General features: G+C 66.7%; 11 protein-coding genes. 6 read left to right on the forward strand and 5 right to left on the reverse strand.

Features of this window, described 5'->3' with window-relative positions; genetic code table 11:
• Window positions 1-135: 135 nt before the first annotated feature.
• The 4 genes from thrS (at window position 136) to ACMGFH_RS16210 (ending at window position 4,531) form a co-directional block, all read left to right on the forward strand.
• Window positions 136-2,127 carry a threonine--tRNA ligase gene (gene thrS / locus ACMGFH_RS16195; RefSeq protein ID WP_415379485.1) on the forward strand — a complete coding sequence of 664 codons (1,992 nt, stop codon included), beginning with the start codon at window positions 136-138 and terminating at the stop codon, window positions 2,125-2,127.
• A 67-nt stretch (window positions 2,128-2,194) separates the two neighbouring features.
• Window positions 2,195-2,476 (forward strand): hypothetical protein, encoded by a 282-nt coding sequence (locus ACMGFH_RS16200; protein WP_415379486.1) that lies wholly within the window; start codon window positions 2,195-2,197, stop codon window positions 2,474-2,476.
• Window positions 2,477-2,529: 53 nt separating this feature from the next.
• Window positions 2,530-3,813 (forward strand): S8 family serine peptidase, encoded by a 1,284-nt coding sequence (locus ACMGFH_RS16205; RefSeq protein WP_415379487.1) that lies wholly within the window; start codon window positions 2,530-2,532, stop codon window positions 3,811-3,813.
• A gap of 109 nt (window positions 3,814-3,922) precedes the next feature.
• Window positions 3,923-4,531, forward strand: a complete 609-nt coding sequence (locus ACMGFH_RS16210; RefSeq protein ID WP_415379488.1) for an ArsR/SmtB family transcription factor — start codon at window positions 3,923-3,925, stop codon at window positions 4,529-4,531.
• Window positions 4,532-4,786: 255 nt separating this feature from the next.
• On the opposite strand, the gene ACMGFH_RS16215 is transcribed toward ACMGFH_RS16210, so the two are convergent.
• Window positions 4,787-6,244, reverse strand: coding sequence for a BGTF surface domain-containing protein (locus tag ACMGFH_RS16215; RefSeq protein WP_415379489.1), 1,458 nt, complete (start codon window positions 6,242-6,244; stop codon window positions 4,787-4,789).
• Between the two features lie 264 nt (window positions 6,245-6,508).
• Here ACMGFH_RS16215 and ACMGFH_RS16220 point away from each other — a divergent pair, with 264 nt between their 5' ends.
• Window positions 6,509-6,757, forward strand: a complete 249-nt coding sequence (locus ACMGFH_RS16220; protein ID WP_415379490.1) for a glutathione S-transferase N-terminal domain-containing protein — start codon at window positions 6,509-6,511, stop codon at window positions 6,755-6,757.
• Window positions 6,758-6,919: 162 nt separating this feature from the next.
• On the opposite strand, the gene ACMGFH_RS16225 is transcribed toward ACMGFH_RS16220, so the two are convergent.
• Window positions 6,920-8,347: a UDP-N-acetyl glucosamine 2-epimerase gene (locus ACMGFH_RS16225; protein ID WP_415379491.1), complete on the reverse strand. Its 1,428-nt coding sequence runs from the start codon at window positions 8,345-8,347 to the stop codon at window positions 6,920-6,922.
• A 554-nt stretch (window positions 8,348-8,901) separates the two neighbouring features.
• A complete protein-coding gene (gene nirK, locus ACMGFH_RS16230) occupies window positions 8,902-9,990 on the reverse strand; it encodes a copper-containing nitrite reductase (RefSeq protein WP_415379492.1) in 1,089 nt (362 codons plus the stop codon).
• Between the two features lie 157 nt (window positions 9,991-10,147).
• Between nirK and ACMGFH_RS16235 the strand changes: the two genes are divergently transcribed.
• Window positions 10,148-11,257: a halocyanin domain-containing protein gene (locus tag ACMGFH_RS16235; RefSeq protein ID WP_415379493.1), complete on the forward strand. Its 1,110-nt coding sequence runs from the start codon at window positions 10,148-10,150 to the stop codon at window positions 11,255-11,257.
• Between the two features lie 215 nt (window positions 11,258-11,472).
• Here ACMGFH_RS16235 and ACMGFH_RS16240 read toward each other — a convergent pair whose 3' ends face one another.
• Entirely contained in the window at window positions 11,473-12,066 is a 594-nt protein-coding gene (locus ACMGFH_RS16240; protein ID WP_415379494.1) for a hypothetical protein, read from the reverse strand.
• 11 nt (window positions 12,067-12,077) lie between these two features.
• Window positions 12,078-14,633 carry a hypothetical protein gene (locus ACMGFH_RS16245; protein ID WP_415379495.1) on the reverse strand — a complete coding sequence of 852 codons (2,556 nt, stop codon included), beginning with the start codon at window positions 14,631-14,633 and terminating at the stop codon, window positions 12,078-12,080.
• Between the last annotated feature and the right edge of the window lie 494 nt (window positions 14,634-15,127).

The following is a 15,127-nucleotide window of genomic DNA, read 5'->3' on the forward strand; positions in this document are numbered from 1 at the left end:
TTGCGCGTTAGCGGAGTTCAAGATGGCAGGTGACTGCTTTACACGCGGGCCTCGCGCCCCATAACCAGTCACTGCCACGTTCTCACGCTCGCACTCAGCCGGCAAGCGACGCGTGGCGGTCCGGAGGTCGATGACATGTCACGACAGGAATCCTCAGTAACGGTCGAACTGCCCGATGGAAACACGCTCGACGTTCCGTCGGGCACCACAGTCGAGGGTGTGGCCTACGAGATCGGCCCCGGCCTCGGCGACGACACGGTCGCGGGGAAGCTCGACGGCGAACTCGTCGACAAGGCCGACCCCGTCTACGACGGCGCGACCATCGAGATCGTCACCCCCTCGGCCGACGAGTACCTGCAGGTGCTTCGCCACTCGGCGGCCCACGTCCTCGCCCAGGCCGTCCTACGTCACTACCCCGACGCCAAGCTCGCCACCGGCCCGCCCACCGAGGAGGGCTTTTACTACGACTTCGACGGCGTCGACATCGACGAGGGCGACCTCGACGACCTGGTCGCCGAGATGGAGTCCATCGTCGCGGACGACCTCGACATCGAGCGCGAGGAGGTCTCCATCGACGAGGCCCGCGAGCGCGTCGCGGGCGACCCCTACAAGGAGGAGATCCTCGAAGACCTGGCCGCCGGCGACCGCGGCGCCGCCGACGACATCGAGACGGTGTCGTTCTACAGCCAGGGCGACTTCGCGGACCTCTGTGCCGGTCCGCACGTCGCCTCCACCGGGGAGATCGGCGCGCTCGACCTGCGTGAGATCGCCGCCACCAACTGGCGCGGCGACGAGGACGAGGCGCGGCTCACCCGCGTCTACGGCACCGCCTTCGAGTCCGAGTCCGACCTGGAGGACTACTGGGAGCGCAAGGAGGAGGCCGAGCGTCGCGACCACCGCCGCATCGGCCAGGAGATGGATCTGTTCTCCATCCCCGAGCACTCGCCCGGCTGCGTCCACTTCCACCCCGACGGGATGGCCATCCGCCGCGAACTGGAGGACTACATCCGCGCGAAGAACGACGAACTCGGCTACGAGGAGGTCTGGACGCCGGAACTGAACAAGACGGACCTGTGGAAGACCTCGGGCCACTACGAGCACTTCTGCGAGGAGGACGAGATGTTCCACTGGGAGCAGGCCAGCGCCCGCACCGACGACGACGAGGGCGACGAATACGGCCTGAAGCCGATGAACTGCGCCAACCACGTCCACCTCTACCAGCGCCAGCGCCGCTCCTATCGGGAACTCCCGAAGCGCTACTCCGAGTTCGGCACCTGCTACCGTAACGAGCGCTCGGGCGAGCTCTCGGGGATGCTCCGCGTCCGCGGGTTCACCCAGGACGACGGCCACGCGTTCGTCCGCCGCGACCAGATCCAGGGCGAGGTCACCCGCACGCTGGAGGTCATCGACGAGGTGCTGGACGACTTCGGCCTCGACGTGACCTTCAAACTCGAAACGCAGCCCGACGAGGCCTTCGGCGACGACGCCCTCTGGGAGCGCGCCGAGGACGACCTCCGCAGTTCGCTCGACTCCCTCGGCGAGGGCTACGAGGTCGAGCCCGGCGAGGGCGCCTTCTACGGGCCGAAGATCGCCGCCGACGCCGAGGACGCCATCGGTCGCGAGTGGACCGTCGGCACGGTCCAGCTCGACTTCGTCCAGCCCGAGCGCTTCGACCTGAACTACGTCGGCGAGGACAACGAGGAGCACACGCCGGTGATGATCCACCGAGCCTTGCTGGGCACGTTCGAGCGCTTCATGGGCGTCATGATCGAGCACTTCGCCGGGCGGTTCCCGCTGTGGCTCGCGCCAGAGCAAGTCCGCGTCCTCCCCCTCAACGAGGACGTCCTCGGCTACGCGCATCGCCTCAAGAACGACTTCGACGACGGCGGCTTCCGCGTCTCCGTCGCCGACGGCGACGACACGCTCCAGCGGAAGATCCGCCGCGCCCACGACGAGAACGTCCCCTACATGCTGATCGTCGGCCCCGACGAGGAAGAGTCGGGCACCGTCTCGGTCCGCGACCGCGCCGAGCGCGAGGCCCGCGACGTCGACCCCGACGACTTCCGCGAACACCTGCGCGCCGAGCGCGCCGAGAAGCGTCTCGAACCGGACTTCCTCGACGAATAACGCGGCTGACACCGGTTCGACCCCGCGACCCGACCGCTTTTCACTCGCCGCTTCGCACGCACCGTCCATGGCAGACGACGCCCTCCAGCGGACGATCCGTCGCTGCGTCGCGTTGGTCCTGATCCCCCCCTCCGTTCTCGTGATACAGTTCGACCGGTTCATGCAAGCGGAAGCCTACGGCTACCAGTTACACCCCGTCCTGTCCGTACTGGTCCCCGGGACGCTCGTGGTCGGCGCGGCAGGGTATCTCGTCCTCTCGACGCTCCAGATCGACCGGCCGGAGTCGGCCGACAGACAGTCCGGCGACCCTGACGAGGGAGATGCCGACAGCGCCGCGGAGAGCGCGTAATCACACCGGTATCGTTTTTTCGATGCCGTCCGGACTTCCCGTCAGTCCCCCGCATGACCGCCCGCATACGAGCGCTCGGGGCCGTGGCGGCCGCCCTCCTCTGCCTGACGGCCGCTATCGGCGCCCTCGCGCTGACGGTCCCTGGCGCACCGGCAACCGCCGGCCAGGAGCCTCGGCCGACCGATACCGACCTCCAGAGCCTCCACGCCGCCGGGGTCGACGGCGACAACGTCACCGTCGGCGTCGTCGGCGTCACCGGCTTCGACACCGACCACCCGACGTTCGCCGACCGGGTCGTCGAGGCACGCGCGTTCGGTGACGGGACCACGGTGTCCAACGGCGGCCGCAACCGCCACGGCACCGCGACGGCGGCCGTGCTCTCGCGGACCGCCCCCGGCGCGGACCTGTACCTCGCCACCTTCGACGAGACGCGGGACTTCCGGCGCGCGGTGACCTGGCTCGTCACGACCGACGTGGACGTCATCGTCACGCCGGTGTCGTTCTACGGGACGCCCGGCGACGGGAGCGCGGCCGTCGCGCGACTCGGCGAGTGGGCGCGCCGCCAGGGCGTCGTCTTCGTCGCGCCGACCGGGAACCTCGCGCGCGGGCACTGGCACGGCCGCTACGACGACGTGGCGAACGGCACGCTCCGCTTCGGCGAGACGACGCGCAACTACGTCGCCGGTCGCGGCAGTCGGACGCAGATCTGGCTCTCCTGGGACCGTGCCCACGAGAACGAGACCTACACCGCGGAACTGTACCGCGCCGCTGGCAACGAGTCGCGACTCGTCGCCCGCTCGCAGCCCTACGCGGGCGACGACGTGCCCAACGCGCGCATTAACGCCCGGCTGGAAGGCGGGACCTACTACGTCGTCGTCCGCGGTCCCGAGAACGCGACCGACGCGCACCTCCGTCTCGCCTCGCCGACCCATCGCTTCCAGCGGGCGAAGCCGGAGGGGAGCCTGGCCGCGCCCGCGACCGGCAGGGGCGTGATCGGCGTCGGCGCATACGACCTCGCAGACGGCGGTATCGAGCCGTTCAGCTCCCGCGGACCGACGCTCGACGGCCGCCTCGGTGTCGACGTGGTCGCGCCCGCTCGACACGAAATAAGGGGGTACGACGAGCCCCTGGTCGGCTCGTCGGCGGCGACACCCTACGTCGGCGGCGCCGCCGCGCTGGTCCTCGACGCTCGCCCCGGGCTCGCGCCCGAGCGGGTCGAACACCTGCTCGAACGGACGGCCGTCGACGTGGGACCGAACGGGACCGACGCTGTCGCCGGGAACGGCCTAGTCGCGCCGCGGCGGGCGGTCGGTCGACCGGTGAACGAGACGGGATGAGGCGGTCCGCGACGAGTCGGCGATGACGGGACCGCGACGGCGTTCAAAGCGCGATTTAACCTACGGACAGGGCTATAGTACCGGCGGGTGGATCGACGGGTACGGACAGATGTCGGGGCTCATCGACCGCATTCAGGACCGGACGGCGACGAGTGACGAGCAGTTGCGGGTGCTCGACGTCGAGGGCGAGGAAACTGACGACGTCCTCGACGCACTCGCGACGGACACGCGCCGGGCGGTCTATCGCGCGCTCTTCGAACGGCCCCGCACCGCCTCGGAGATCGCCGACCGCATCGACACCTCCGTTCAGAACGTCCACTACCACGTCTCGAACCTCGAAGAGGCGGGGCTCGTCGAGGCCATCGACTCCCGGTACTCCGAGAAGGGCAACGAGATGACCGTCTACGGCCCCGCGAGCGACCCGCTCGTCATCGTCGGCAACCGCGAGATGCGCCCGCGCGTCCAGCGGTCGCTGACCGACGTGGTCGGCGGCCTCGGCCTGCTGTCGGTCGCCGCCCTCCTCGTCCAGTGGGGCGCCGAGCGGATCGCCCGCCCCGCTATCGACGGCGCTAGCGCCGGCCCCGCCAGCCCGAACGCCACCGTCGGCGAACCCGGCTCGCTCGCCTGGCTCGTCTTCGACGTCGTCGAGCCCGGCGTCCTCTTTTTCTTCGCCTGCCTCGCCGTCGCCTCCGTCGTCGCCCTCGCGCTCGATCGGTAGCCGACCCGTCGAGGCGTGATTTCGCTCCGCAGGACTGCCGAGGCAGCCACCACCACGGACAGAAGTTGCGCCACGTCCGTCGATTTCCCGGAGGACGCCCGGTGGTGAGAGCGTGGACAGCTGAAAAGCAACAGCGAGAGCCCGGAAGAGGCGCGGTAGGAGAGGAAACGCGGCGACAGGAAAACGGAGAATCGGGAAACGAAGAAGGGGAACGAGAACAGCGGGAGTGGCGTGTGACTCCGGTCGGCGTCGCGATCAGCTCCTGACGAAGCCGAGGAACATCGCGATGGCGCCGAAGGCGAGCAGGCCGCCGAGCGCGAGTGCGCCGACACCGGTGAGGAAGGAGTCGGAGCCGCCGTCGGCGGCGACGGTCGCGTCGCCGGGTCCGGGCGGCTCGTCGTCGGTCGCTGTCTCGTCGCCGTCGGGGGCGCTCTCGGCGCTCTGGTCACCGGAAGTCACGGAGATCGCCCCGATCGCCTCGGGGTCGTCCGTGTCCGCCCCTGCGAAGACGTCGATCGAGTACGGCGCGGGGTCGAGTACCGAGTCGAGCGTCGTCTCGCTCGTCACGTTCGCCGGGCGAGTCTCGCCGGCCTCGGCGACCGCGAGCGCGGGCCGGTCGGGGTCGTCGGTCGCGTTCGTCCGGAAGACCACGACCGCGCGGCCGTCGCCGTTGGTGTCGCGGATCGTGGCGGTCGTCTCGTAGTTGGCGGCCTCCTCGTCGCCGACGGTGATCGTCAGCGCGTCGGCGTCGCCGAACGTGACCGGGATCCGGGCGACCGCGCCCTGTTCGACCTCGACGACGCTCTCGACGTCGATTTCCTCGGCGTCGAGCGACGCCGACGTGGGCGTGCCGTCGTCGCCGCCGGACGCCGTTCTCGTCGGGCAGTCGCTCTCACAGTCCGTGACCGTCCCCGTCCCGCGAGCGAGGACGCGGTCATCGCCGCGAACGATCACCTCGAACGGCGTCCCGTTCGACATCCCGCTGAAGTCGAAGGCGCCGGCGAACGTGCCGTTCTCCGTGATCGTCGTCTCGACGGACATCAGGAACGGCGACGAGACCTGAGTCGATTGCACACGGACGGAGACGGTCGTTCCGGGGTCGAGCGTCGTCTCCCCGGAGATAGTCTGACCGGCCGCCGGCGCGACGTAGATGTCGCCGTCGGTGGTGTCGAGCGTCGTGCCGTCGTGCGTGGGCTTCGGCGTCGCGGTGCCGTCGCTCGGCGTCCCGTCTCCCTCCTCGGACTGGTCGCCGTCGCCGCCCAGCAGCGCCAGCGCGGCGATCGATGGCGGATCGGCCGGATCGCCCAGCGAGAGGTCGTAGGGGGCCGGATCGAGCGGTTCGTCGACGCCGGCGACCTCGGTCCGGTTGTCGATCGCGTCGTCGCCGGCGACGGTGAGGTACGACGCGGGCCCGGACTCGTGGACCGCGCCCGTGTCGAACTCGACCGTCACGGTGCCGTCGCCGTCGGCGTCGGTGACCGTCGCCTGTACCTCGAAGTTCGTCTCCGCGGCGTCGCCGACGGTGAGCAGCGCGGTGTCGTCGGCGCCGGTCGTGTTGATCGCGATCTCCGCCGTCTCGCCCTGATCGGCGGTGTAGATCGACTCCTGGAAAGAGGGGGTCGTGGCCGCGTTCCCGGCCGTGACGGCGCCGGTCACGGGTGCGGTGAGCAGCGCTGCTACCGCGAGCGCGGCGAGGAGGCGCCGGGCAGTCACGCGACCACCCCCGATGGCGGTCCGCGAGAGTCGCGCGGCTGTCTGCGAGCGGTGCGTCGGTCGGTACGGTGGTCCGGAGGGGACCGATCAGGGCGTCTGGATGCCATGCACTCCTCCGATCGTCCGGTATACAAATACCACTCCCGTAAGCTTCAAACTGGCTTTGAACGCGGGCCGACATCGGGCTGGCGGGGTCCCGGCGACCGTGCGCGGTCGGTACACGCGACCGTTGGCCTCTTGCCCGTCGGTTCCTAACTCCCGGCGATGGCAAACCTCGAACTGTACGAACTCGAAGGCTGTCCCTACTGCGCGAAGGTCACGAGCAAGCTCGACGAACTCGACATGGAGTACGAGTCGCACATGGTCCCGCGCTCGCACGACGAGCGGACCGAGGTCGAGGAAGTGAGCGGCCAGACCGGCGTCCCCGTCCTCGTCGACCCCGAGAACGGCGTCGAGGGGATGCCCGAGAGCGACGATATCGTGGAGTACCTCGAAGAGGAGTACGGGAGCTAGCTCGCTCTCCGCGAGCGCGACCGTCGGGAGCGCTCGCGCTTTTTCGCCCACGGTTTTGGCCGAGCGGGTCGCGAGCGCGAGGCTCGAACGGAGTGAGAGCCTCGAAGGCGAGCGGGGAGCGCAGTGACCCGCGAGCGAGCGACCCCGAGGCGAAAACGGTGGTCAGAGGTAGTCGACGGTCTCGCCGCCGACGCCGTCGAACCCCTGGCGTTCGTGCGACCACTCGAAGACGCCCTCGTCGCGACGCTCTGCGAGGAAGTCCACGATGCGCTCGCCGACGTTCTCGCCGTAGAGATCGGGACCGGACTGCAGTCGCTCGCGAACGTCCGGCGATTCGAGGACGTGCGTGACCATCTCGTGGACGAACTCCCCTGAGATGGGCGGGACGAGCAGGTTCGTGTTCGCCTCGAAGACTGTCTCCGGTCGGTCGGTGTTGAACCGCGCGGTGAGACAGCACGCCTCGTCGATGTGGTTGAGCTCTTCCTGCATGCTCCCCGAGTCGGTCAGCTCGGCGAGGCACTGCCCGGATTCGAGGAACTCGTAGACGTGGGCGTGTTTCTTCCAGAGCCCGGTGAACAGGAAGTTCTCGCGCTCGTCGGCCAATTGCTGGAGGCGGTCGCGGTAGCCGTGGCGTTCGAGCGCGTGGCGCGTCGCCGTCAGTTCGACGAAGTTGACGTTGTGCCCGTCCTCGACGAGCGCGAGGACCCCCTCGACGAGCGCCTCGAAACGACCGGGCAGGAGGTTCGCCCGGCGGTGGATGTCGACGCGGATCCAGTCGTCGCGGGCTTCGAGGACGGGGTAGACGTCGAAGACGCTCTCGCCGTCGTGGCCCTCCTTCATCTGAATCGCGTCGACGACGGAGTTCCCGACGACGGGCATCCGCTCGCGCCCGTCGACGGTCCGCGGGTAGCCCTCGGCTTCGAGGTGTTCGCGATTGAGGTCGACCGGCGCGAAGTGGTAGCGGGCGGCCGCCGAGCCGATGAACGTGTCGTACTGCTCGGGGAACGGCTCGGTCCGGTCGACGGACCACTCGCCGTTCCACTGCTTGTCGACGAAGGCCTCGGGGTGGGGGTAGTCGTCGTCGGCGTCCGGGGCGGTGGCGGTCCCAGCCTCCGCGGCGGTCGGGACCGCGTCGTAATCGGGCGCCATCCCGCGGAGCCCGGCCTCGTTGTGCGCGACCTGCTGATTCGTGGCGAACAGCCACGCCTGCGGGAAGATGGCGGCGGCGTGGGTGTCGCCGTGGACCAGCGGCAGGACCGTCGTGTCGGGCCACTCGTCCAGTCGGTCGGCGAACTCCCGCACGGCGAGCATCGTCTGGGCGGTCTTCTCGCTCAAGTCGCCGCGGATGCCCAGGTCGACCGCGATCGAGTCTTCGAGGTCGTACTCTTCGAGACCGTGTCCGAGCAGGTCGTCGTAGTGCTGGCCCGTGTGGATCACGAAGCAGGGCAGTCCGCGCTCGCGCGCGGCGGCGACGACCGGCGCCTGCTTGTAGAAGTCCGGTTTCGTGGCGGTGACGACCGCGAGCACGAACTCGCCGCGGTCCATCTCCGCCGCGAGTCGCTCGTCGTAGAACGTCGGGTCGGCGTCCATTGTGTCAACCGTCGTGACGGCTGGACGGATGTTTACAGTTCCGGAGGGAAGTGGGGTTCGTGTCTGTGAACTCGGGTTGAGTGCCGACGACAGCACGCGATAGAAGTTCTCGACCCGCTCGCTAGCAGTCGGAGTAACCGCAGGAACCAACAGGTGATGAAAGCCCTCGATCCGCTCGCTAGGAGCCGACATCACTCCAGACAACAGCAAGCATCGAAAGCCCTCGTCCTGCTCCGGTCGAGGGGCTCGCTGCGCTCCTCGTCACTCGCTTCGCTCGTTCCTGCGGTGCTTTCGTCGCCCGTCTTCCCGGAGCGGGCCTCGCCCTTTCAATCCACCAGGGACAGCCACGGCACAGCACCGCGCCACACACCTCCCCAACCGATTCCCTCGGTCGCTGCGCTCCCTCAGTCATCCCTCGCACGGCATCGTCTCGCGGCCCTCGCAGTGCTCGGGCACGCTCGACAGCGCGCGCCACGGTACAAAAACGAGAGCCCCTGCTACGCCGAACGGAGATCCGTGCCGAAACGCCCACCCCGACGGCCCGTCGACGCTCCTCAGGCGTCGGGGTCGGGGTCGAAGATTTCGTGGTTCTCCTCGCCCTGGACGTCGATCACGGCCAGTGCGCCCTTGCGGGCGACCCGCGAGAGCGAGTGGTCGACGAGTTTGACCGGGCCGGGGACCGGGTAGTGCATCGTCGCGATGGCGGTGCTGCCGGGCTGGACGGGCGTCGTCTGGATGTTCTGCTGGGGCCGGCCGCCCAGGCCGCCCTGGGGGTACACCTCGTCCCAGACGCTCCCGATGGGGTGGAACGAGCTGGCGAGGTTCGGCCCGCCGACGCAGTAGTACACGCGGGCGGTCTCGCCGGTCTCGGCGGTCATGTCGGCGTAGTTGTCCGGCGTGATGGCGAACTTCTCGCCGTTGATGAGGACGTAGCTGGGGTCCTCGCGGGCCATCGCGCCCATGTCGAAGGTGTGGTGACCCTCCTGGCCCGTCTCGCCGTCGGTGTACACCTCGTGCTGGCCGAGGTAGAACTCGTGGTCCACCGCGGGCAGGCCCTCCTCGGGTTCGACGAGGATGATGCCGAACATCCCCGAGGAGATGTGGTAGTCGAGGTTGGCGACGGCGCAGTGGTAGATGAACGCGCCGGGGTAGGTGACCTTGAAGCGAACGCGCGTGGACTCACCTGGCGCGACCATCGTCGCCTCGGCGCCGCCGCCCGGCCCGCGCACCGCGTGCAGGTCGACGTTGTGGGGCATCCGGTTTTCCTCGTCGCTGTGGACGGTCAGGTCGACCGTGTCGCCGACGCGAGCGCGGATCATCGGCCCCGGAATCCGCCCGTCGAAGGTCATGTACTCGAAGGTGACGCCGGGTTCGATCTCGGCGGTGGCCTCCTTCGTGGTGAGTTCCGCCTCGACGGTAGCGGGCTCGTCGCGGTCGATGGGCGCGGGGATGTCCGTCGGGTCCGCGGCGACGCGGTCGGCGGTCGTCGCCTTCGGGGCGTCGAGCGACCGGGGCTCGCTGTTGGCCTCCGTGTAGGTGACCTTGTCCTCGGGGATCTCGCCGGCACAGCCGGCGACCGCGGCGGCGCCCGCCGCAGCGCTGGTCTTCAGGAACGTTCGACGGGTGGCCGTGGATTGGGTCATGGCTTCACCTGAATCTCGGTCGAGAGCACGGATATACGGGCCGCGAATTCCCGACAGTAGGAGATCGGGGCGAACATGTTCAGAAAACTCGCCGGCCCTTCTCAGTTCCCGGGAACGCCCCGGGGTGGTTTTTTGTACGAAGTGGGAACGGACAGGTATGAACGCCGACGACCGGATCGACGAGGGGCGGCGCACCGTCATGAAGACCCTCGCTATCGGGGCGACCGCGGGCGGACTCGCGACGGTCGGGTCCGCACCGGCAACCGCGCAGTCGACCGACCTGAGCGACTGGTTCTCGAACGTCAGCAACGTCGACGGCGTGGTCGACGAGACCGGCAAGAGCGAGGTGAGCGTCGAGGTGGGCACCCAGGCCAACAACGGCGCGTTCGGCTTCGGTCCCGCGGCCGTCCGGGTCGACCCCGGCACGAAAGTCGTCTGGGAGTGGACCGGCGAGGGCACCCCGCACAACGTCGTCGCCGAGGACGGTAGCTTCGAGAGCGAGATGATCTCCGAGGCGGGCGCCACCTTCTCCCACACTTTCGAGAGCGCAGGCGCCACGAAGTACGCCTGCGTCCCGCACAGGGCGATGGGGATGAAAGGCGCCGTCATCGTCGGGGACGCCGAGGTGACCGTCCCGAGCGCGAGCGGGGGCGAGTCGGGTGGCTCGGGCGGTTCGGACGGCGACGGTGCGAGCGGCACCGACACCAGCGGCGGTGACGGTACCGCTGCGAGCGGCGAGTTCGTCGAACCCGACTACGACGACTGGTTCGAGAACGTCGGCAACTTCGACGGGACGGTCGACAAGACCGGCCAGGACGAGGTGACGATCGAAGTCGGCGCCGAGGCCAACGGCGGCCCATTCGCCTTCAGCCCCGCGGCGGTCCGAGTCGACCCCGGCACGAAAGTCGTCTGGGAGTGGACCGGCAAGGGCGGCCAGCACAACGTCGCCGGCGACACCCACGACTTCGAGAGCCCGATGCAGGGCTCGGAGGGAGACACCTACGCGCTCGAACTCGACGGCCAGGGCGTGGTGAAGTACGCCTGTACGCCCCACCAGGCCGCCGGGATGAAAGGCGCCGTCGTCGTCGGGAACCCCGCCGGCGCAGCGTCCGGCGCCACCGGGATCGACCTGTTCGAGACCTCGCTGTGGGGCCTCGCCGGCGCCATCGTCGCCGCGCCGTTCGTCGCCAGCGAGATCGTATCCCGCCGCCGTCGCAAGGAAGAGGACGATGGGTCGCGCCGCGGCCCCCGCCAGCCCGCGGACTGAGGGGGGCGACTCGGTCGCCGGCCCGGTTCGGGCACCTTCTGGGGAATCACGAGCGCGTACCCGACCGGATGTACACCGGCTACAAGAATCGAAGGGCTATATTGATGCTACGACTTCGCTTCTTCGACGAATTCTCTCTCTTTGGCCCTCATACTGGTGACACCGACCTAGCATCCAATCTCACATTTTATATTTTAGGTCCAGAAACTGGAGAATTAATCAACATTTTCTCCAAGAAGCATCGATAACGTTTCCTCTTTCAGTTCGACCCGCTTTTCGAACGAATCCAGTACTTCGAGCTGCTCCGATTGATCGATGCTCTCGCCGATATCACTCGCCCATGAGAGAAGAAAATGGAGCGTCGACTGGAAGATCGGTTCAGATTGCCACTGTACTGCTTCATCAACGTCTTGGTAATATGAGACAGCATCCTCATAGGTTGCAGTGGGGTCACCGATTCCGGCGATCAGTTCAAAGTCAGCGATACACTCCGTAAGCACCCCGTCGATAGCTCGGTAGGTAGAGCGATTCTCTCTGAAGTCTCTACAGACGAGAATCCCCTGTCGGCAGCGGTTTTCGGCGCGGTCCTGCAAGCCGGCTCTGTAGTAATTAGTTGCTGCGGACTGGAGACAGTATATCGCATCACCCAGAGATATTGCACTGGAGAGTCCGCGCCCTCCGGGATATTCGCAGTCGCCGAGGTATTCGTATGCCGCCAGGGTAAAGTATTGACTCGCCTCTTTCAGTTCCCCCTCTGTTTGTAGATCCTCGGCACGATCTCGGTATTCTGAGCCAGCTTTCGAAGTCATTATCTAGTCAGTCAGCAGTCCGGTGTATTATCGATTCGCTCCGGATCGTCTTGACGATCTTCGATCGCGTCTTTCGCATCTTCTTTACTCTTGAAGAAGTTTCCGTGTCCATCACCGGAAAGAACCGTACTGAACACCCATTCAGCGATCGGATTCTTCCCTTTCGGGCCGATTTTTATCACCGTCCATCCTTTGCCTTCGATGTTGACGAGATAGTACAACCAAGTCGGCGTATCAGAGTTTGACGAGCGCCAAATCTGGTCTACGTCTTCCTTGATTGCTTTCTCCACGCGTTCCCATTCGTTAATCGGCTTGTCATCCCGAAGCCCATGTTGATCATCTGTCTTCTCGATATTGACTGTATGACCACACTCGTCTTCGAAATCGTCGTACCCGGGTGAGGACTCCGCCGCCATCAGCGTCCCGCCGACGATCGTCAGGATGATCGCCCGCTCGCCGGCCTGCCCGATGACGTAGTCGACAGCACCTTCGCCGGGAACATGCTCGCCGTTCTGAAGGATATCGCCGATCTGGTCCTGCGTGACGCCGGAAGTAGCCTGGATGTACGCCCAGCCGTAGCCGAGTGTCTGTCCTCCGGCCGTCTTCGCGAATCCGGGTGGGAGGGAAACGTCTCCAACAGGCGTATTCTCGTAGGTGCGAATACTTTCGGTCGCGAGCGAAGCTGCGGTGCCGGTTTCGTCCGCTTCAGAAACCGTCAATTGCCAGCTGCTCGCGATGAGCGTCGCGCTCACTAACACCGCTCCGGTGGTAATCACGGCTGTAGGCGGGGATTTGTATCCCTGTTTCGCCGGTGTCGCCAGGACCAGGGTGACTGCAACTTGGGTGGTCGATTGGTCGTTACGCCGGAAATTGACCAGATAGCTCGCTTGATTCCCGTTCTGATCGGTTACGTTCACCCAGTACTTGTCCGGTTTGTCGCCTTCGAAATCGTATCCGTAGCGGTCCGGATACTCTGGGCGGTCGCCGAGGTCGCTGGGCCTCGGCCGCCAGATGACGGTAGACTGGTCTGGTTTCCACCCTTCACCCTCGAAATACGGTTTCACTTCGATGTCGTCGACCTGAATCTTCGAGTCGTCTTTCACCGTAATGTACCCGGTACTGCGAAGCGCTTCGAGCGATATCTTGGGCGGCGTATCGTCGGTGAGGGGCCGTTCATCCCGGAAATCCCTGATCCCGTCCCCGTCAGTGTCCGCCGAGAGTGGGTCGGTCCCCAGTTCGACTTCTGCCCGATCGACGACTTGATCCTCGTCGGAATCGATTTCAGTCGGATCACTGATCAACGGGAAAATAGTCCTCTGTACCTCGGTTGGTCCGACGTCACGACCGATCACTTCTCTCGACCGGAACTCCTCGGCCTCGTGGAGGTCGTCGCCGTCCGTATCGGGATCTAGCAGGTCGGTCTCGATCCGGGTGAACTCACCGTCGGCCCGCGTCGGGATACCGCTGAGTTCCAGTTCGTCGGGGAAGCCGTCCTGGTCGTGGTCCAGCGTATCGGCGTACTCGCTGACGACCAGTGTGCCTGCGATCGCGTAGCGCACGTCTCCGCTGGGGTCGGTGTGAGTCTGGAACTTCTCGGCTCGGTCGGTGACTCCGTCGCTATCAGAGTCCGCGTCACTCGGATCCGACGACACCGTTATCGAACCGTTGGCATCGTGGGGCGCGTACCGATAGGCCGTTCCGCTCCGATTGATCGTCGGGACCGTCCAGCCGTCGAGTTCCGTCGAATCGGTGAGTCCATCCCCGTCGGTATCGACGTTGCCCGCTTCGGGGTTGCTCGACCAGCGATAGCCGGTTTCCAGCGCCTGGCTGTTCGGCGGTTCCTGCGTCACCCGTGCGTCGAGATTGATTTCTTCACCGTCTGGGATCCCGTCACCGTCGGTATCGTTGTCGAAGGGGTCGAGCGTGACGACGGGCCCGTTCGCCAGCGGGATACCCTTCACTTCGCGGAAGTCGGGGATGCCGTCGCCGTCCGAATCACGTGTGACGACACCGTCGGTGGCCTGCTCGAAGTCGATGAAGTGGGCACGCAGCCAGGAGTTGTCGCCGCCAGTGTGGCGTGCGTCGGCGCGCAGTGAGACGGTCACCGTCTCGCCGGCGTACTCGGTGATATTCACGCGCCGGACGACCGTCCTGGTCTTCGAACTGCTGTCGTAGTCACTTTCCAGCCGGTAGATGTCGGTCTCGCCGTTCCCGGAGTCAATCGAGAGGACCGCCGCCGCGTGCGACCAGCTGCTCTGGATGTGGGCGGTGACTTTTACCTTCACGAACAGCGGACCTTCTTCGGGGAGCGTCGTCGTCCGGTTGAGGAACCGTTCGCGGTTGGTCTTCTCCCAGACGCGGATCGCATCCTTGTCGGATTCGATCTCACAGCCGCCGTTTGCGGGTTGGTCCTTGTAGCCGTCGCCGCGCGACTCGACGCGACAGGTCCAGTTGCTCTCGGCGATCGACGACGGCATCGACTCGAACGTCCAGTTGGCGATCCGCTCGGTCGTCGAGCCGTTGGGCCGGAGTGAGAGGATATCGTTCCGGTGCTGGAGGTAGTTCAACCACTGCTGGTCGTCGAAGACGGTGTACGTCGAGAAGTGCTCGGTCGTCGCGGTGACCGTGTTCGACTCGGGATCGACCGTCGAGTCGACGTGCTCGTAGCGCTGGGCGCTCTCGTTGAACCGATACACCGAGAGATTCGACTCAGTACTCCCGACGCGCGATTCGTTGTAGGCGATGGTGATATTCGCCCGCGAGAAGTCCGCCCGCGACTCGAACTCGACGAACGGTGCGACCGATGCGTTCGGTGCGTACTCGTCCTGATAGCGCACGTGCGTCGGCGCTTCGACGGTCGTCTGCCCGGCGACGTTGCCCTCGCCGGTGATAGCGACGGTCGCACCGAGCGACTCGTTGCCCGTCGTCGTCGTGTACGTCTCGTTGCCGTCGAGGACGCCATCACCGTCCGTGTCGGGGTCGAGCGGGTCGGTGTCGAACGGCTCGGTGCCTTCGACGCCGTCGAGCAGGCCGTCGTCGTCGGTGTCGGGGTCGGTGACGT

Source organism: Halosimplex rarum, from assembly GCF_047715405.1.
Taxonomy (GTDB): Archaea; Halobacteriota; Halobacteria; order Halobacteriales; family Haloarculaceae; genus Halosimplex; species Halosimplex rarum.

Excerpts from the sequence above, each read along its gene's own strand:
- ACMGFH_RS16205 (WP_415379487.1), top strand. The coding sequence starts at position 2,530 with ATGACCGCCCGCATACGAGCGCTCGGGGCCGTGGCGGCCGCCCTCCTC.
- ACMGFH_RS16210 (WP_415379488.1), top strand. The coding sequence starts at position 3,923 with ATGTCGGGGCTCATCGACCGCATTCAGGACCGGACGGCGACGAGTGAC.
- ACMGFH_RS16200 (WP_415379486.1), top strand. The coding sequence starts at position 2,195 with ATGGCAGACGACGCCCTCCAGCGGACGATCCGTCGCTGCGTCGCGTTG.
- ACMGFH_RS16225 (WP_415379491.1), bottom strand. The coding sequence starts at position 8,347 with ATGGACGCCGACCCGACGTTCTACGACGAGCGACTCGCGGCGGAGATG.
- thrS (WP_415379485.1), top strand. The coding sequence starts at position 136 with ATGTCACGACAGGAATCCTCAGTAACGGTCGAACTGCCCGATGGAAAC.
- ACMGFH_RS16220 (WP_415379490.1), top strand. The coding sequence starts at position 6,509 with ATGGCAAACCTCGAACTGTACGAACTCGAAGGCTGTCCCTACTGCGCG.
- nirK (WP_415379492.1), bottom strand. The coding sequence starts at position 9,990 with ATGACCCAATCCACGGCCACCCGTCGAACGTTCCTGAAGACCAGCGCT.
- ACMGFH_RS16235 (WP_415379493.1), top strand. The coding sequence starts at position 10,148 with ATGAACGCCGACGACCGGATCGACGAGGGGCGGCGCACCGTCATGAAG.
- ACMGFH_RS16240 (WP_415379494.1), bottom strand. The coding sequence starts at position 12,066 with ATGACTTCGAAAGCTGGCTCAGAATACCGAGATCGTGCCGAGGATCTA.